The 17,371-nt window shown below is 71.0% G+C and carries 16 protein-coding genes and 1 tRNA gene; 4 read left to right on the forward strand and 13 right to left on the reverse strand.

Annotated features, from left to right (window positions below):
• Nucleotides 1–8: 8 nt before the first annotated feature.
• The gene (gene aceE, locus DEJ13_RS07315; RefSeq protein WP_111107457.1) at nucleotides 9–2,753 is read right to left on the reverse strand and encodes a pyruvate dehydrogenase (acetyl-transferring), homodimeric type; all 2,745 of its coding nucleotides are present in this window, start codon (nucleotides 2,751–2,753) and stop codon (nucleotides 9–11) included.
• 313 nt (nucleotides 2,754–3,066) lie between these two features.
• On the opposite strand from aceE, the gene DEJ13_RS07320 reads away from it, so the two are divergent.
• Together DEJ13_RS07320 and DEJ13_RS07325 are read left to right on the forward strand one after the other, a co-directional pair.
• On the forward strand, nucleotides 3,067–3,555 hold the full coding sequence (locus tag DEJ13_RS07320; RefSeq protein ID WP_056125303.1) for a peroxiredoxin: 489 nt from the start codon (nucleotides 3,067–3,069) through the stop codon (nucleotides 3,553–3,555).
• Nucleotides 3,556–3,618: 63 nt separating this feature from the next.
• Nucleotides 3,619–4,611 carry an alpha/beta fold hydrolase gene (locus DEJ13_RS07325; protein WP_181437082.1) on the forward strand — a complete coding sequence of 331 codons (993 nt, stop codon included), beginning with the start codon at nucleotides 3,619–3,621 and terminating at the stop codon, nucleotides 4,609–4,611.
• On the opposite strand, the gene DEJ13_RS07330 is transcribed toward DEJ13_RS07325, so the two are convergent.
• The 12 genes from DEJ13_RS07330 to DEJ13_RS07385 all read right to left on the reverse strand — a co-directional run bounded on the left by DEJ13_RS07330 (nucleotide 4,547) and on the right by DEJ13_RS07385 (nucleotide 16,132).
• The gene (locus tag DEJ13_RS07330; RefSeq protein ID WP_111107455.1) at nucleotides 4,547–5,086 is read right to left on the reverse strand and encodes a hypothetical protein; all 540 of its coding nucleotides are present in this window, start codon (nucleotides 5,084–5,086) and stop codon (nucleotides 4,547–4,549) included. The genes DEJ13_RS07325 and DEJ13_RS07330 overlap by 65 nt on opposite strands.
• Before the next feature lie 3 nt (nucleotides 5,087–5,089).
• Entirely contained in the window at nucleotides 5,090–6,685 is a 1,596-nt protein-coding gene (locus DEJ13_RS07335) for an alpha/beta fold hydrolase (RefSeq protein ID WP_111107454.1), read from the reverse strand.
• On the reverse strand, nucleotides 6,682–7,629 hold the full coding sequence (locus DEJ13_RS07340; protein ID WP_111107453.1) for an amino acid--[acyl-carrier-protein] ligase: 948 nt from the start codon (nucleotides 7,627–7,629) through the stop codon (nucleotides 6,682–6,684). Before DEJ13_RS07340 ends, DEJ13_RS07335 begins: the two co-directional genes overlap by 4 nt.
• The gene (locus tag DEJ13_RS07345; protein ID WP_111107452.1) at nucleotides 7,626–8,843 is read right to left on the reverse strand and encodes an acyl-CoA dehydrogenase family protein; all 1,218 of its coding nucleotides are present in this window, start codon (nucleotides 8,841–8,843) and stop codon (nucleotides 7,626–7,628) included. The genes DEJ13_RS07340 and DEJ13_RS07345 overlap by 4 nt, the downstream gene beginning before the upstream one ends.
• A complete protein-coding gene (locus DEJ13_RS07350) occupies nucleotides 8,840–9,130 on the reverse strand; it encodes an acyl carrier protein (protein WP_056125291.1) in 291 nt (96 codons plus the stop codon). Before DEJ13_RS07350 ends, DEJ13_RS07345 begins: the two co-directional genes overlap by 4 nt.
• A gap of 114 nt (nucleotides 9,131–9,244) precedes the next feature.
• Nucleotides 9,245–9,622, reverse strand: a complete 378-nt coding sequence (locus tag DEJ13_RS07355; protein WP_111107451.1) for a holo-ACP synthase — start codon at nucleotides 9,620–9,622, stop codon at nucleotides 9,245–9,247.
• A gap of 22 nt (nucleotides 9,623–9,644) precedes the next feature.
• On the reverse strand, nucleotides 9,645–10,718 hold the full coding sequence (locus DEJ13_RS07360; protein ID WP_111107450.1) for a glycoside hydrolase family 130 protein: 1,074 nt from the start codon (nucleotides 10,716–10,718) through the stop codon (nucleotides 9,645–9,647).
• Complete coding sequence (locus tag DEJ13_RS07365; protein WP_111107449.1) at nucleotides 10,711–11,820, reverse strand: glycoside hydrolase family protein; 1,110 nt, start codon at nucleotides 11,818–11,820, stop codon at nucleotides 10,711–10,713. The genes DEJ13_RS07360 and DEJ13_RS07365 overlap by 8 nt, the downstream gene beginning before the upstream one ends.
• Nucleotides 11,817–12,665: a carbohydrate ABC transporter permease gene (locus DEJ13_RS07370; protein ID WP_056125284.1), complete on the reverse strand. Its 849-nt coding sequence runs from the start codon at nucleotides 12,663–12,665 to the stop codon at nucleotides 11,817–11,819. Before DEJ13_RS07370 ends, DEJ13_RS07365 begins: the two co-directional genes overlap by 4 nt.
• A 113-nt stretch (nucleotides 12,666–12,778) precedes the next feature.
• Entirely contained in the window at nucleotides 12,779–13,729 is a 951-nt protein-coding gene (locus tag DEJ13_RS07375) for a carbohydrate ABC transporter permease (RefSeq protein WP_111107448.1), read from the reverse strand.
• Nucleotides 13,730–13,742: 13 nt separating this feature from the next.
• The gene (locus DEJ13_RS07380) at nucleotides 13,743–15,041 is read right to left on the reverse strand and encodes an ABC transporter substrate-binding protein (RefSeq protein WP_111107447.1); all 1,299 of its coding nucleotides are present in this window, start codon (nucleotides 15,039–15,041) and stop codon (nucleotides 13,743–13,745) included.
• A 50-nt stretch (nucleotides 15,042–15,091) separates the two neighbouring features.
• The gene (locus DEJ13_RS07385) at nucleotides 15,092–16,132 is read right to left on the reverse strand and encodes a LacI family DNA-binding transcriptional regulator (RefSeq protein WP_111107446.1); all 1,041 of its coding nucleotides are present in this window, start codon (nucleotides 16,130–16,132) and stop codon (nucleotides 15,092–15,094) included.
• Nucleotides 16,133–16,301: 169 nt separating this feature from the next.
• Between DEJ13_RS07385 and DEJ13_RS07390 the strand changes: the two genes are divergently transcribed.
• Both DEJ13_RS07390 and DEJ13_RS07395 read left to right on the forward strand, forming a co-directional pair.
• A tRNA-Val gene (locus DEJ13_RS07390) sits at nucleotides 16,302–16,374 on the forward strand.
• A 58-nt stretch (nucleotides 16,375–16,432) separates the two neighbouring features.
• Nucleotides 16,433–17,185: an ABC transporter permease gene (locus DEJ13_RS07395; protein ID WP_111107445.1), complete on the forward strand. Its 753-nt coding sequence runs from the start codon at nucleotides 16,433–16,435 to the stop codon at nucleotides 17,183–17,185.
• Nucleotides 17,186–17,371: the final 186 nt, after the last annotated feature.

Raw genomic sequence — 17,371 nt, forward strand, 5'->3', positions numbered from 1 at the left:
TACCGGCGTCAGCTCTCGCCGCCGGCGCTGCCCGTGGTGCCGGCGGTCACGTCGTGCAGGCGGTACTTGTCGATCGCCTGCTGGACGAGCGCGCCGTCGATCCGGCCCTGACGTGCGAGCTGCTGCAGCGTCCGCACGACGACCGAGGGGCCGTCGATGTGGAAGAAGCGGCGGGCCGCGGGGCGGGTGTCCGAGAACCCGAAACCGTCGGCGCCGAGCGTGGCGTAGTCGGTCGGGACGAACGGGCGGATCTGCTCCTGCACCTGGTGCATGAAGTCGCTGACGGCGACGACCGGCCCCTCGGTGCCGAGCAGGCGCTCGGTGACGTACGGCGTGCGCGGCTGCTCGTTCGGGTTGAGGAACGCGTGCTGCTCCGCTGCGAGGCCGTCGCGGTAGAGCTCACCCCAGCTCGTGACGCTCCAGACGTCGGCCGACACGCCCCAGTCCTCGGCGAGCAGCTGCTGCGCCTCGAGGATCCACGGCACGGCCACACCGGACGCCAGCAGCTGCGCCTTGGGTCCGTCGTGCTCGCTCGCCTTGAGCAGGTACATGCCCTTGACGATGCCCTCGACGTCGATGCCCTCGGGCTCGGCCGGCTGGACGATCGGCTCGTTGTAGACCGTCAGGTAGTACATGACGTTCGGGTCGGCGTGCTTGGGCGAGCCGTCCTCGTTCGTGCCGTACATCCGGTCGAGGCCGGCCTGGACGATGTGACCGATCTCGTAGCCGTACGCGGGGTCGTAGGACACCACGGCCGGGTTCGTCGTCGCGAGGAGCAGCGAGTGGCCGTCGGCGTGCTGCAGGCCCTCACCGGTGAGCGTGGTGCGACCGGCGGTGGCGCCGATCATGAACCCGCGGGTCATCTGGTCGCCAGCGGCCCAGATGGCGTCGCCGGTGCGCTGGAACCCGAACATCGAGTAGAAGACGTAGACCGGGATGAGCGGCTCGCCCTGCGTCGAGTACGAGGTACCGACGGCGGTGAACGCCGCCATCGCCCCGGCCTCGTTGATGCCGACGTGGATGATCTGGCCCTGCGGGCTCTCCTTGTACGCCAGGAGCAGCTCGCGGTCGACGGACGTGTAGTGCTGCCCGTTCGGGTTGTAGATCTTCGCCGTCGGGAAGTACGCGTCCATGCCGAACGTGCGTGCCTCGTCCGGGATGATCGGCACCACGCGGTTGCCGAAGTCGGGGGAGCGCAGCAGGTCCTTCAGCAGTCGGGCGAACGCCATGGTCGTGGCGATCTCCTGCTTGCCGGAGCCCTTCTTGACGACCTGGTACTTGGCGTCGTCCGGCAGGGTGATCGACGTGTACTTGGTGCGGCGTTCGGGGACGTACCCGCCGAGGGCCCGACGGCGCTCGTGCATGTACTGGATCGCCTCGTCGTCGTTGCCCGGGTGGTAGTACGGCGGCGTGTAGGGGTTCTCCTCGAGCTGCGCGTCGGAGATCGGGATGCGCATCTCGTCGCGGAACTGCTTGAGGTTGTCGAGCGTGAGCTTCTTCATCTGGTGGGTCGCGTTGCGGCCCTCGAAGCTCGGGCCGAGACCGTAGCCCTTGACCGTCTTCGCGAGGATGACGGTCGGCTGGCCCTTGTGCTCGGTCGCGGCCTTGAACGCCGCGTAGACCTTGCGGTAGTCGTGGCCACCGCGCTTGAGGTTCCAGATCTGGTCGTCGGTGTAGTCCTTGACCAGCTCGAGCGCCTTCGGGTCGCGCCCGAAGAAGTTCTCGCGGACGTAGGCACCGTTCTCGGCCTTGTACGTCTGGTAGTCGCCGTCCGGCGTCTGGTTCATCAGGTTGAGGAGCGCGCCCTCGGTGTCGCGTGCGAGCAGGTCGTCCCATTCGCGGCCCCACACGACCTTGATGACGTTCCAGCCCGCGCCGCGGAAGAACGCCTCGAGCTCCTGGATGATCTTGCCGTTGCCGCGGACCGGTCCGTCGAGCCGCTGCAGGTTGCAGTTGATGACGAAGTTCAGGTTGTCGAGGCCGTCGTTGGCCGCGACCTGCAACTGGCCGCGGGACTCGACCTCGTCCATCTCGCCGTCGCCGAGGAACGCCCAGACCTGCTGGTCCATCGCGTCCTTGATGCCGCGGTTCGACAGGTACTTGGCCTGCTGCGCCTGGTAGATCGCGTTGATCGGGCCGATGCCCATCGACACGGTCGGGAACTGCCAGAAGTGCGGCATGAGACGCGGGTGCGGGTACGAGGACAGTCCACCGCCGGCGTGGGACTGCTCTTGGCGGAAGCCGTCGAGCTGGTCCTCGCCGAGCCGGCCCTCCATGAAGGCACGCGCGTACATGCCGGGGGAGGCGTGGCCCTGGAAGAAGACCTGGTCGCCACCGGACGGGTGGTCCTGTGCGCGGAAGAAGTGGTTGTAGCCGACCTCGTACATGGCGGCACTCGACGCGTACGTCGAGATGTGTCCACCCACCGCGATGCCGGGCCGCTGCGCGCGGTGCACCGTGATGGCCGCGTTCCAGCGGATCCACCGACGATACCGGCGCTCGAGCTCTTCGTCGCCCGGGAACTCCGGCTCGTTCTCCGGAGCGATCGTGTTGACGTAGTCCGTCGTCGGGACCATCGGCACGCCGAGGTGCAGCTCGTTCGAGCGCTTCAGCAGGCTCTGCATGATCTCGCGGGCCCGCTGGTGGCCGTGCGTCGCGACGAGTCCGTCGAGCGACTCACGCCACTCTGCGGTCTCTTCCGGGTCCTGGTCGGTCCCTGCGATGCTGCGCGGGTCCTGGTCGTTCACCGTCACCCTTGACCTCGTTCGTTCTCGTGGTGGTGGACATAGGTGGTCCACCGGTCGATCGGGTCGCGACCGTCGGTGGGAGCCGCCGTCCACTCTAGGCCCCACCACCGACTGGTCGCCTGTGGGAGCCCCGTCCACACGGTCCCCACAGGCGACGCGGAGCACGGGTGCGCACACGCCCCACGGGCGAGGCGGAGCCTGGGTGCGCGCACGCTTGCATTCACGTGTCGTCGGCGTACGATTGCCGATCGTGCCCACGCGAACCCGCGGGGCGTGGATCGACGGGCACACCCGCAGCCCGAGGAAGCAGCACCCAACGATGGCACTGGAGATCGGCTCACTCGCGCCGGACTTCGAGCTCCCGAACCAGTTCGGTGAGCACGTCCGCCTCAGCGACTTCCGCGGCACCCGCCCGGTCGCCCTCGTCTTCTTCCCGCTGGCGTTCTCGTCGACGTGCACGACCGAGCTCTGCGACCTCCGGGACAACATCACGATGTTCCAGGACAACCGCATCGAGCTCATCGGCATCTCGGTCGACTCGAAGGCCACGCTGCGGTCGTTCGCCGACCAGAACGGCTACGACTTCGAGCTGCTCGCGGACTTCTGGCCGCACGGCGCCGTCGCCAAGGAGTACGGCGTGTTCCTCGAGCACAAGGGCTTCGCGAACCGGGCGACGTTCGTCATCGACGTCCAGGGCCGCATCCGCGCGTCGATCATCTCCGAGCCCGGCGTGGCCCGCGACGTGACCGAGTACCGCGCGGCGCTCGACCGGCTCGCCGCCTGCACGGCGCCCGTCACCGTCGGCTAGCAACCGCTCGTCGGTCCGGTTCCGAATCCTCCGCAGGTGCATCCGCACCCGACAGGAGGCACGGTGCACACCCACGACACGACGTCCCCACCCGACGTGGTCGCGTCCACCGCGTACGCCCCGTTCCCGGTGTCGGCAGACCCCGTCCCGTGGTCGCTGACCCGCATCGTCGTGCCGACCTCGTCCGGCCCCGTGGTCGTGCACGCGCGCCCGGGCGACCGACCACTGCTGCTGCTGCACGGCGTCGCCGGGTCGTGGACCACCTGGACGCCCCTGCTCCGTGCGGCACACGGGTACGGCGACCGCGGTCTGGTCCTCGTCGACCTGCCCGGGTGGGGTTCGTCACCGGCTCCGACGACCCCGATCGGCATCGACGACACGGTGCGGGTGCTGACCGAGGTCCTCGACGCGGTCGGTGTCGGCGCCGTCGACGTCGTCGGGCACTCGATGGGCGCGTTCGTCGCCCTGCACCTCGGGGTCGCCGTCCCGGAGCGGATCCGGACGATCGGGCTCGTGTCGGGGACGACCTTCGCCGCGACGGACGCCGCCCGGCACCCGCTCCGTGGCGTCCTGACCCTGCCGGCGTTCGCGCTGCTGCGCGCCGGTCTGGCGGTCACCCGGAGCGCCGCGGTGCCGATGCTGCGCGGCCTGGCGCGCGTCGGACTGCTGCGGCTGCTGGCCGCGCCGGTGTTCACGCACGTGCGGGCGCTGGACCGCAGCGTGCTCGATGCCTTCGTCGAGGAGCTCCGGCCCGCCGGCTTCCTGGCCGCCGCTGCCGCGGGTGGTGTCTACGACACGGACCGGTGGCGCACGGTCCGGAGCCCGGTCACCGCGGTCGCCGGACGGGACGACGTGTTCGCCCGGGTCGAGGACCTGGGGCGCCTCGCCGAGGTGCTGCCGCACGTCCGGACGGTCCTGCTCGACGACTGCGGCCACTTCGCGCACGTCGAGCACCCCGACGCCGTCGTCGCGGCGCTGGCCGGTCGGCCGGTCAGTGGTACTGCGGAGGCCAGTCGAACGCGGCCGAGCGGTGCGGGGCCTCACCGAACGTCGTGACGGCGATGTCGACCTGCTCCAGGTCCCGCAGCGGGATCGACCGCGGGTTCGCGAACCACCGGTCGCCGTCGACCCACACCGTGACGTCACCGTGCAGCCCCCCGACGTGTCCGGGCCCGAGCGAGACTCCCCACTCGTCGAAGAACTGACCGAGGGTGAAGTCCCGACGTTCCGGGGACTCGACGTGGATGATGCCGGAGGTGTCGTGCGTGTGGATCTCGGCCGCGAACCTGCGTGCCGCGGAGTGCCCGACGTCACCGGGCACGACGACCTGCTCGTCGCCGTCGGTGATCGACAGGTGCGTGTGGATGTGCTCGGCGAGCCGCTGCCCCCACACGTCGTGGAGTCCGGCGGCCTCGGCGCGTCCGGCGAGGTCCGTCGGCCGCGGCCACGGCGGAGCGCCCTGGTTCGCGGAACACCCCGTCAGGAGCACCACGAGCGCCGCTGCCGTCACCGCCACCGTCGCTCGTCGCACCCCTCAGTTCCTACTCGGTCGCACGCCGGCCGGGAACGTGGCCCTGACCCGCGCGCGGACTTCGGACACCACGGCCCGTCGCATGTGCGGGGAGAACAGCGAGTGGTCGCCCCCGGGGACGCGGACGAGGGTCACCGAACCCGGCTCGGCGCCCGGTGCCCAGCGCGCGAGGGCCGCCCGCCCACCGAGCCGGTCGAACAGGGCGGCGTCGACGTCCGCGGCGATCATCACGACGTCGGTGCCGGCGGAGACCAGCGGACGGACGTGGTCGACGACGCCGCCGGCACGGTCCCGGCGCGCGATGCGCTCACGCAGGGCCTCCGGCACGACCACGTTGTAGCGCTCACGCACCCACCGTCTGGCCGGTGACGGTGCGTCGACGGCCCGGACGCCGTCGCTGTAGCTGCCGGGTTCGGCGGCACGTCGCCGGTAGTCGTTCGGGCTGATCTCCACGACGAGTCGCGGGGACGCGGACGACCCGCGTCCCGCGAGCCAGGCGCCGGCGCACATGCCGACCAGCGCGAGCCGGTCGTGGTCGACGTCGAGCGCGGCCACCACCGCGGCCTGGTCGTCGATCCACTCCTGTGCGAACAGGTAGTCGCGTTCGTCGGCGGCCACGGGGGAGCTCTCGCCCGTGCCCCGGCGGTCGACACGCAGCACGCGGACGCCGTCCCGCGCGAGTGCCCGAGCGAGCTCCACCTGGTAGTCCGACGCGCCGACGCGGTGCTCCGCTGCGCCGTTGTGCAACACGACCACGGGGGCGTCCTCGTCGTGCGGCACCGTCTCGATCGCGAACAGGCGCTCCGGGCCGAGGAGCACGACACGCTCGGACACGCCGTGCCCCAGGTGCAGGACGTCGTCCACCTCCGGAGGGGTCGTGGCGGTCCCGGCGGCGGGTGCCAGGTCATCGATCCAGGAGACCACCGTCTCGAGGGCGTCGGCGGGGATGCGCGCGTGGATGCTCGTGCCGTCGAGGAGTTCGGCGCTCCCGGCGACCTCGACGACGGCGACGTCCCCGAGGGCCTTCGGGGCGCGGGCACCGGGACGCACCAGCACCAGGGTGGCGTCGGACCGGGGACCGTGTCGGAGTGCCCCGACGGCCGCCAGCTGGTCCGGGTCGAGGTCGATGCCGACCAGGGTCTCGACACCGTCGACGACGCGGTGGGCACCGATGGTCATCGTCGCCAGGGCGCGCTGTCGCCGCAGCCAGGCGCGACCCGACTCCGGAGCGTCCCAGAGCACGAGCCCGTCGTCGTCCGTGGCCGCCGCAGCCGCGACGAGCGCCGCCGACGCCAGTCCGACGAAGACGACGCGCTCGACACCGGTCGTGCGGAGCACGGCCGCGGCGTGCCGGGCAGACCGGAGCAGCGCGTCGGGGTCCGCATCGGCCTGGGCGTCACCACGTCCGGACGGGTCGTAGCGGATCGAGGCCACGCCACGGGCCTCCAGGCGGTCTGCCAGCAGGCGCAGCGTGCGGTAGGCGATCACGCCCTCCTGGCCGAGCGGCGGGCAGATCACGACACCGAGCCGTGCCGACGGCGGCGTCTGGACGGCGACACGGAGGGCCGGGGAACCCGACCACCCGTGCGACGTGGTCACAGGTCCAGCGCGCGACGGACGTCGGCCGGCCACGAAGCCGGGTCGGTGCCGTGCGCGGCGAAGAGGGCGATGGTGACGCGTTCCAGTCCCCAGGCGACGCAGGCGCTGTGGGCGACCTCGCCGTCCTCGGTGCGGATGTCGAACGACGTGCCGAAGTGGTCCTCGTGCAGGTTGGCCGAGCCGATCGCGGTCGGGTCGCCGGCGTCGCCGTAGACCGGCGTGACGAACTCGAACTTCAGCGCCTGCTCGACCTGGTTGCGGGCCAGCATCCGGCCGACCCGGCCGAAGAACGGGTCGTTGGCCGGGACGACGTCGATCTCGAGGCCGAACGAGGTCAGCAGGTCGCGGATCGCGGGGACACGCCCGTCGCGGTGCGCCTGCGCCGAGGCCGGGGTGCCGACGTGCACGAACTCGTGCATGTGGAAGGCCTGCAGGCGCATCGGGTCGAGCGACGGCTCGCGGCGGAACGAGTCACCGAAGATGTCGAAGGTGCGGCCCTGCTGCGGGACCGTCCCCGTCAGCAGTCCGTAGAGCGGGTGGCACACCGCCGGGGTGAGCATGAGGTCGGCGGGGTCGAGGAAGTCCTCCCACCGCTCGCCGCGCTCGCGCGCCGCCAGCAGCTCGCGGTGCTTGCGGTCGTCGCCGGTGAAGCCCGAGATGGACGCGGCCAGGTCGGGGAACGACGCGATGTAGTCGGTGCGTTCGAAGGCGGCGAGGGGCTCGACCGGCGGGAAGCGGACCACCGCGGTGTCGAGGTCGGCCATCGATCGGACCCCGGCGGTGTCGACCGCGCTGGACACGCGCTCGAAGACACCGGTCCGGCCGTACAGGCCGGGGGAGCCCAGGTCGATGAGCACGCCGTCGGCGAGCAGGTCCCGGCGCAACGCTGCGCGGGCCCGGTCGAGCGGCGTGTCGGTCGCGGTGGTGGGGTCGGTGATCGTCACAGGATCGCTCCGGTCATCAGGGCCAGTCCGGCGTCGTTCTGCAGGAGACGGTCGTTGCTCACCATGACGGCAGCACCGTGGGCGTCGCGGAGGTTCCGGGAGATGCTCATCGGACCGGAGGCGGCGTACCCGGCGATCCCGACGATGCGCAGTGCCTTCGTGACGAGGTCGGTGACCCGCTCGGACGCGCCGATCTTCAGCGCGTTGGCGGCGAGGGCGTACGCGCTCGACTCGAGCGTGTCGGGGTCGTCCGCGACGCTGTCGAACCGCTCCGCAGCGTGCCGGACGCTGTCGGCGAGGAACTGCAGCTCGACCAGCAGCTCCGCGAGCCGGAGCGCACCCGGGGGCGTGGTGCCGACGTTCGCCCGGGCCTGCTTGCGGACCGCTGCCCGCGCACGCTCGGCGGCCGACGCGGCGATGCCGAGCCAGACCGACGCCCAGAGGACGTGCGAGACGGGGAGGACGGTCTGCGCGGAGATCGTCGCGTAGTCGTCGCGGAACACCGCGTCCGCCGTGGTCTCGGCGTCGAGGACCCAGCCGTTGCTGCACGTGCCGCGGAGCCCCATCGTGTCCCACGTCGAGGTCTGCGAGAGCACGGTGTCCTTCGTCCAGCAGCCGACGAGCCGCTGGTCGGACGCGGCGGCGTCGGGGTCGCGGCGCGCGGTGACGAGGACGACGTCGGCCTCGGTGGCGTAGGAGATGACCGGCGCGTCCTTGCGCAGGCGGATCCGGGCCACAGACGAGGGCTCGTGCTCGGTGTGCAGGGTCTCGATCGCGCAGGTCGAGCGGCGGGCGTCACCACCGACGCCCTTCTCGGTCGTCGACGACGCGACCAGGGCACCGTCGCGGACCGCGGCGGTCATCGCGAGCACGCCGGCGCCGTCGCCGCCGTGCCGCCACAGCGCCATGACCTGCCCCTGGTGCATCGCGAACACCATGCCCGTCGCCGCGCACGCGCGACCGAGCTCGGTCGCGATCACCGAGAGCTCGGAGACGGAGGCACCCTCGCCACCGAGTCCGGTCGGCACAGCGGCGGCGAGCAGGCCGTACTCGCGCATGGCGGCGATGGCCTCGCGCGGGGGGCGGGCGTCGCGGTCGACCTCGTCGGCGTGCTGTGCGGCGACGGCAGCGACGGCGGCGGTGCGCTCCGCGAAGCGGTCGACGGGGACCGGTCCGGCCTGCAGCAGCGGGGTCTCCTGGTCCGTCAGGGTCATGAGGTCGCCAGTGCGGCGGCGGCGACGATGGACGCCACCGAGCCGAAGGTCGCGCGGTTCAGCACGTGGTCGGGGAACTCCGCGTCGAGGTCGTTCTCGACGGCGAGCATCACGTTGACCGTGGCGTGCGAGGTGAGCCCGAGCGCGTAGAGGTCGGCGGTCGACGCGACGTCCCCGGCGTCGACGGTCAGGCGTCCGTGGTCGGCGAGCGCACGTCGGACGGCCTGCTCGGCCGTCGGGTCAGCGAGTGCGAGCGAGGTCGCTCCGGTGTTCTGGTCCTGTTGCATGTGAGCAACCATAGGGAGCGGACGGCCCCGGTAAACCGCCGTGCCGGTGCGGGAACCCGCACCCTCCGGACCCGTTCCTGCACGGGTTGACAGGCTCGCCGGGCATGTCGGCCGTCACTGCTCCGCGAAGGCCACGGCCGTCGCGAGCGCCAGCCCCCGTTCGTGGGACAGGGACACGTCGACGGTGGTGATGCCGGCCGTCGCCGCGAGTCCGGCGGCCGCTCCGACGAGCTCGACACGGGGTGCGCCCTGCTCGTCGAGGACGATCGCGACGTCGCGGAGCGGGACCGACTCGGACCGCGTGGGGCGGAGGAGCTTGATGACCGCCTCTTTCCCGGCGAAGCGGGCCGCCAGGCGCTCCGGGTCGTCTCCGGCGTCGGCGCGCTCCCGTTGGGTGAAGACGCGGGCCAGGTACCGCTCGCCGTGGGCGCTGATGCCGGCGCGGACGTCGTCGACCGACGCCAGGTCGCAGCCGGTGCGGATCTGGGTCATGCGGTCAGCGTACGGCGGGTGCTCAGCGGCGGACGAGCCGCGCCACCCCGATCTTCGAGTCGGCCATCCCGTAGAACACGTACCGCACCCCGTCGATCTCCTCGATCGCCGTCGGGAACACCACGTTCGGCACGATGCCCGACTGCTCGTCCTCGGTGTCGGCGGACAGCAGCGGCTCGGTCGTCCGGGACACGACCTGCCACGGCCGCTCCGCGTCGAGGATCATCGCCCCGGCCGCGTAGTTGACGTTCTGCTGCTGGGCGAGGGAGCCGACGAGCTCGCCGGTCACCCCGTGGTGGAGGAGCAACCAGCCCTCCGGCACGCGGATCGGCGCCGGTCCCGCCCCGATCTTGAGCTCCTCGAACGGCATCTCCGGTGCGGCGAGGACCCGGTGCCCGCGCCACTCCGCGAGTGCCCCGACGTCCTCGCGGACCCGGTCGAGGTGCACGAACGAGATCCAGATCGACGGCCGGGTGTCCTCGACCCACGACGGCGGGTGCACGCCCTCGCCGGGGCGGATCTCGGACAGGTCCCAGCCCGGGCGCTGCAGCACCGCGATGCTCGTGACGCCGTCCGGTCCGACGACCGGCTCGGGGAGGAAGACGCAGTCCTTGTTGAAGTACAGACCGAGGTCGACGTCGAGGGCGTCGTCGTACCCGAACCGGACAGGTCCGAGCCGGCGCCACGCGCGCAGGTCCTCCGACACGGCCACGGCCGTGTGCGGTCCGAGCGGCCCGTAGGCGACGTACGTCATGACGTGCAGGCCGATGGCCGGGAGGAACGTGGTGCGCGGGTCCTCGACGCCGGCGTTCTGCGCCCCCACCTCCCACGTCCGCTCCGGCTCGAGCACGATCCCCTCGCGTTCGACACCGACGGGCACGCCGTCCTCGACGACGACGCGGGCGATGCCGATCCGGGAGACGTTGCCGGTCGCCACGAGCCGGGGGAGCAGGTAGAGCTCGCCGTCCGGGCCGCGGCCGCTGCCGGGGTTCAGCACACCCTCGGCTTCGAGCGGGTCGTCCGCCAGCGGCGACATGAGCAGGCCGACCCGCTCGAGGGCGTACGGGAAGTCAGCGGCGGCAAGGGCGTCAGTCATGGTGGTCCTCTCGGTAGCAGTACATCTCGCGGGTGCCGCGCGGCGCGTCCCAGCCCTGTGCGAACACGCGGTCGCCGTCCCAGCGGAGCAACCCGCCCCACGCGAGGGACCCGCCGCTGTGCAGCTCGCGCTGGGTGAACGGGGCGTCGACGTCGTAGCAGGCCTGGGCGGCGGCGAAGTGCCCGGCGGGGTCGCGGTGGAAGAAGTCGAGGACGAGCCGGTCGCCGTCCACGACCGCGCACGCGACCTCGTACAGCTGCGGCCCGAGCGAGGACATGTCGAGGTAGTCCTCGGGCGCGAACGTCCAGTGCACCATGTCGTCGGAGTGGCCGACGGTCAGGCGTCCACCGCACCCCTCGGACAGGTACATGAGGTACTCGCCGCCGATCCGGACCGCTTCGCCGCGGTCGTTCCGCGGGATCACGGCGCCCTTCGCCCAGAGCTGCGACACCGCGTACGGCACGACCTGTCCGAGCTTCTCCCAGTGCACCAGGTCATCGGACACCGCGAGGTTGATGTCGCATCCGACTTCGCCGTCCAGGTGGTCGGCGGACGGGTACTCGGCACGCTCGGGTGTCCCGGTGGTGTCCCAGATGCCGTTGTAGAACAGGAACCAGCGTCCCTCGGCACGGTAGAGCTTCGGGTCCTCGACCCCGAGCGACTCGTTGCGGAGCGTCGGCCAGAGGATCGGGCCGCCGTCGTCGACCCAGCCGTCCGCGATCAGGACCGCGTGCCCGATCCGCGACGAGGTGCTCTCCTTGCGCGGGGCCGCACGGTAGACGAGATGCAGCTGCTCCGGGCCTCCTGGCCGTCCGTCGACCGGAGCGACGCCCAGCGTGGGGTTGAAGACGGACTCGGCCGTCCACCCGATCCCGGTGGGGTCCGCCCAGGCACGCGGCTGCGTGAAGGTGAGCGACGGATCGCGCCGGAACGGCCCGATCATCCAGGCCGGTGGGTCGTCGTAGACGGCGGAGAAGTCGTCCGTCGAGATCCGGTCGGTCAGCGCGTTGTCGTGCCGGAGGGCTCGCTCGTAGTCGGCGACGAGCTGGGCGCGGTCGAGCTGACTCGGTTCGGACCGGCTCGGGTCGAGGTCGGCGCTCATCCCTTGACCCCGGACCCGACGTCGGTCGAGATGAAGTAGCGCTGGAACACGATGAACAGCACGACGACCGGCGCGGCGAGCACGACCGCCCCGGCGAGGATCGCTCCGAACGGGTTCGCGGTCGACTGGGCGATGTTCGAGATGTAGTTGGCGAGCGACACCGCAAGGGGCTGCATCGATGCCTCCTTCGTGATGAGGAACGGCCAGAGGAAGTCGTTCCACGGCCCGATGAAGGTCACGAGCACCACGGTCACGAGCGCCGGCCGGACCAGGGGGAGTGCCACCCGCCACAGCACGCTGATCTCACCGGCACCGTCGATCCGCGCGGCGTCGAAGATCTCCTGCGGGACCTGCAGGAAGTACTGGCGGAAGATGATCACCGCCGTCGAGTTGATCGCGAACGGCAGGATCATGCCGAGGTAGTTGTCGGCGAGTCCGTAGTTCCGCGCGATGAGCACGTAGAGCGGGATCATCAGCAGCTGGAACGGGATGACCTGCACGAGGAGTGCCAGGGCGAAGGTGACGCCGCGTCCCTTCCACTGCAGGACCGCGAGCGCGTAGCCGGCGAGGACGCCGAAGACGACCGTGCAGATCACCACGCCGCCGGTGTAGATGCCGGAGTTCAGGAGCCCCTGGCCGAGGTTCACCCGGGAGTTGATCTCGGCGTAGTTGTGCCCGGTGATGTTCGACGGGTTCGGGAACGCACCGGCGATCGAGGTGTCCGGGGACGCCTGGAGCGAGCCGACGATCATGTACCAGAACGGGAACAGGAAGACCGCGGCGCCGATGAGGAGCACCACGAACCGGAGCGCCGCCTGGCCGCGGCTCAGCTGGATCCCGTCCATGCGGCGTCGCCGCGTGCGGCGCGGTCTGGAGGCCCGACCTTCGTCGTCCCCGCCGGTGCCGGTCCCCGGGACGGGGAGGCCCGCAGCGCCTGCGGCGCCGGTTGCTGTCTGGCTCATCGTTCTCTTCCTCCGGCGAATCGGTTCTGCAGGAACGCGATGACCATGACCCCGACGACCAGCACGATGCCGATCGCGGACGCGTACCCCGGGTGGTTCTGCTCGATGCCCTGCTGGTACATCACCAGCACGGGTGACGACGACGAGCCGTTCGGGCCGCCGCCGCCAGTCAGCAGGTAGGGCTCCGTGAACAGGTTCGCCCCGATGACGGTGCTGAGGAGCAGGACCAGCACGGTCGCGGGTCGGACTCCGGGGACGGTCACGGAGAAGAACGACCGCACCTTGCCCGCACCGTCCGTCGCGGCTGCTTCGTAGAGCTCCTTCGGCACGTTCTGCAACGCCGCCAGGTACAGCAGGATGTAGAACCCGAGCTGCTTCCACGTGACGAAGAGCGCGACGATCGGCATCGCCCAGTGCTCGTTGACGAGCCACCCAGGGTTCGGGGCGAGCGGGCCGAGGAGCTTCGACACGAGGCCGGTCTGGTTGAACAGGAACAGCCAGACGCCGACGACGGCGACGGACGCCGTGACGTACGGCACGTAGTAGCTGACCCGGAAGAACGTCGACCAGCGGACGACGCTGTTGAGCGCCGCCGCGAGCACGAGCGACAGCACGACGGTGAGCGGCACGTTGATGAGCAGGAACTCGCCGACGTTCAGGAACGACTGCCGGACCTGGGGGTCCTCGAACGCCTGCACGTAGTTCTGCACGCCGATGAACGGTCGGTCGACGGTCGCCCCCGGGGCCGAGAAGAAGTAGTCGTGGAACGACATGTAGACGGCGAGGACCAGGGGGTAGGCGAAGATCACCAGCACGAACACCAGGTACGGCGCGCTGAAGAGCCAGCCGAGGGGGTTCCTGCCGAACACCCGGATGCGCCAGGGGTGCCGGTGCTGACCGCGGTCCCCAGCGGATGCGGCGGCCGGGGCGGTCGCTGTTGCGGTCATGGTCGGTCCTCCTTCACTTCTGGACAGCGAGCTGGGTCGTCTTGGTGGCCGCGGCGGCGAGCTGCGGATCGAGTTCGCCGTCGCCGGAGATGACGGCCTTCGTCCAGAAGTTCCGGAACGCCTGCAGGACGGCCGTCGAGTTGGGACCCGTCGGGTCGTCGACGGTCCTGGCTGCCTGGGCGCCGAACTCCCGGTACGACGGGTTCTTCGCGAAGTAGTCCGCGTAGGTCGACGCGAGGTCCTTCCGGATCGGCATCTGCCCGGTCGTCTCGAGCAGCGCGCGGTCCTGGTCGGGACTCGTCGCGTACTTGAGGACGTCCCACGCGGTTCCCTGGTTGCGGCACGACGCGTACATCGCGGCGTTCTTGGCGTCCGGGAACGTCCAGGTCGCGTCCGCTGCGGTGCCGTCCTTCGTCGGGACGGGCACGACGCCCCAGTCCACCGCACCCTTGTAGCTGGCGACCGCCCACGGGCCGACCATCGCCATCGCGGCCTGGCCGGTGGCGAAGGCGTCACCCTGGAGCTGGTCCTTGCCGGCGTACCCCTTGGCGTACACGGTCTTCCAGAAGCTCGCGACGTCCTTGCCGGCGGCGTCGTCGAACGTGGCCTTCTGGTCCCCGTCGAGCAGCCCCGTCCCGCCGGTCTCGGCGGCGTACAGCGGCAGGAAGTCGAAGTTCGGCTGGAAGAACTCGCTCGTCGCCGCGGGGTAGATGGCGAACGGCGCGGCCTTCGTGGCCTTGATCTTCGCGGCGGCAGCGAGGAAGTCGGCGTAGGTGCTGAGCTTCGGGTCGGTGGTGCTCAACCCGGCCTTCGCGAAGACCTTCTTGTTGTAGAACATCATCACCGGGTTCGACTTCCACGGCATCTGGTAGTAGTCACCGTCCGGGGACTTGTACTGGTCGGCCGTCTTCCCCGAGCGCGCCTGGATGTAGGCGTCGGCACCGGGGAACTTCGACAGGTCGACCAGGCCGCCCTGCTTCTGGAACTGCCCGGTGGCGGCGGGCAGGTTGTTGAACACCAGGCACGGTGTGGTGCCGGCCGTGATCGCGGCGCCGATCACCTCTTCGGTGCTCTTGCCCGCGGGGACCTCCTGGGCCCTGATCGGCTCGTCCGGGTGGTCCTTGTTCCACGAGCTGACGAGCCCCTTGCCCCAGGTGACCTCCTGGGCGTTGTTCGAGTACCAGATCGTGATCGGACCGTGCTTGGTCCTCGCCTCGGGTCCGGCCACCGTGTTGCCGGTGGCGCAGCCGGAGACGGTGAGCGCCACGGTCGCCGCGAGGGCGGTGCCGATGGCGAGCATGCGGCGGTGCATGTGACTCCTTCGTCGGGTGTGCGTCCGAGCCGTCGAGGCTCCCGCGCGCACTACGCGGTCGTGTGCTGTCGGGTCGGAGGCGCGCCCGTCGACCCGCGGACGATGAGTCCGGCGGGGTGCAGAGCGCGGTCGACGGGCGTGGTGCCGTCGACGAGGTCGAGCAGTGTGGCGGCGACGATGCGCCCCCACTCGGCCGGGTCGTTGTCGAGGGTGGTGAGGGCCGGGTACACGAGCCGCCCGATCTGCGAGCCGTCGAGCCCGGTGACCGAGAGGTCTTTCGGGATCCGGAGGCCGCGGTGCTGGGCGACCGACATGCCGGCGATCGCCATCGGGTCGTTCCCGTAGACGATCGCCGTCGGGCGGTCGTCCACCGGGAGGTCGAGGAGCTGCTCGGTCGCCGCGGCGCCCTGTTCGGGCGAGAAGTCCGTCGGGACCACGGCCGCGTCGAGGCCGGCCTCGTGTGCCGCGTCGGCGAACAGCTGCCGACGCTCGTGTCCGTGAAGCATGGACTCGGGACCGGCCACGTGGGCGATCCGCTCGTGACCGAGGCCGACCAGGTAGCGGACGAGCTCGTGGATGCCGGGGGCGTAGTCCCGTCGGATCGCGGGGAACGCCGTCGGCACGTCGGGCTCGCCGAGTGTGACGGCGTGCACCCCGAGGTCGGCGATGAGCTCGATTCGGGGGTCGCCGGCGAGCAGGTCCGTGACGATGAACCCGTCGACCCTGGCGTCCGCGGCGAGCGTGCGGTAGGCGCGTTCCTCGGCGTCGTGGTCGCCGACGAGGCTGAGGACGAGGACCTGGCCGCGCTCCGACAGGACGGTCTCGAGACCGGAGATGAACGACGCGAAGAACGGGTCGACCTCGATGATGCGGGGGTCGCGACGGACCACCAGGCCCAGGGCGTAGGCGCGACGGTTGGTGAGGCCACGGGCGGCCGGGTTCGGGCGCCAGCCGATGTCCGCGGCGACCTTGTGGATGCGTTCGCGGGTGGTGGCGTTGACACCGGGCCGGTCGTTGAGCGCGAGGGACACGAGGCCCTTCGAGACGCCGGCTTCGCGTGCGACGTCGACGATGGTGGGGCGTCGTGTCATCGTCGGCTCCTTCGCGTCGTGTCCCTGGTCACGGTTCTAAACCGGTTCAGAGTCATTTGTACCGGTTTAGACAGACCGCCGCAAGGGCGGTGAAGAACCGGACGGACGGGCGGCGCGGGTCGGGCCCGCACCGCACCTGGCGTCCGTCACCAAGTACGATCGTCGCTGCGGGCTCTTAGCTCAGTTGGTAGAGCACTTCGTTTACACCGAAGTGGTCGGCGGTTCGAGCCCGCCAGAGCCCACCGTGTACCCACCGCGGTCGTGGTTCCGGTCGCGGACCGCCGAACAGGAGCCCGACGCATGCTCACGCCGCAGCTCGTCACCGGAACGCTCATCGGCATCGGCGCACTCGTCGCCCTCGCGACGGCGCTGCTGCTGGCCGTCCGAGCCCCGAAGCCGTTCGCGCCGGCGCTCGCCGTCCTGCAGGGCACCGTGCAGCTCGCCGCCATCAGCCTCATCCTGTCGAACATCATCCGCAGCCCGTTCTGGATCGGCGTCGCCCTGTTCGTCATGTTCACCGTGGCGACGTGGACCGCGGCCCGTCGGCTGGGCGCGTACCGGCGCATGGTCGGGCCGGTCGCGACCGCGATGGGCGCCGGCGTCGTCGTCAGTCTGGCCGTGGTGTTCAGCACCGGAGCCATCGAGTTCTCGCCCCGGTACGTGCTCGCGATCGGCGGGATCGTCATCGGGAACGCGATGACGATCGCCACGCTGAGCGGTCGGCGGTTCGTCGAGCTCACCGGCGACCACTGGGAGGAGGTCGAGGGGTGGCTCGCGCTCGGCGCACGTCCACGCCAGGCGACCGTGGACCTGGTGCGCCGTGCTGTCCACGCCGCCATGGTCCCGACGACCGACCAGACCCGCACCACGGGGCTCGTTACCCTGCCGGGAGCGTTCGTCGGGGCCGTGTTCGGCGGGGTCTCGCCGCTCGAGGCGGGGCGGTTCCAGATCGTGGTCCTGGCCAGCATCATCGGCTGCGGCGCGGTCGTGGCCATCGTCCTCACGCGGTGGCTCGCACCCGTCCGTGTGCGGCCGGCGACGCTGCACAACTGACGCACGCGCGACGGCAGCGCCGTGGCGGTCGGGACAGGTGGGCGCGCACCTGACCTGCCGCCCGTCGACGCCGCGCCCCGGGCGCCTCGCGGGGTGATCCGGCATGATCGACAGGTGCCCTCCCCGAACGTGACCGCCGCGTACCGCGCCGCCCGTGACCAGCTCCTCGCCGCGACGGAACCAGCA

Source organism: Curtobacterium sp. MCLR17_007 (assembly GCF_003234655.2).
Lineage (GTDB): Bacteria > Actinomycetota > Actinomycetes > Actinomycetales > Microbacteriaceae > Curtobacterium.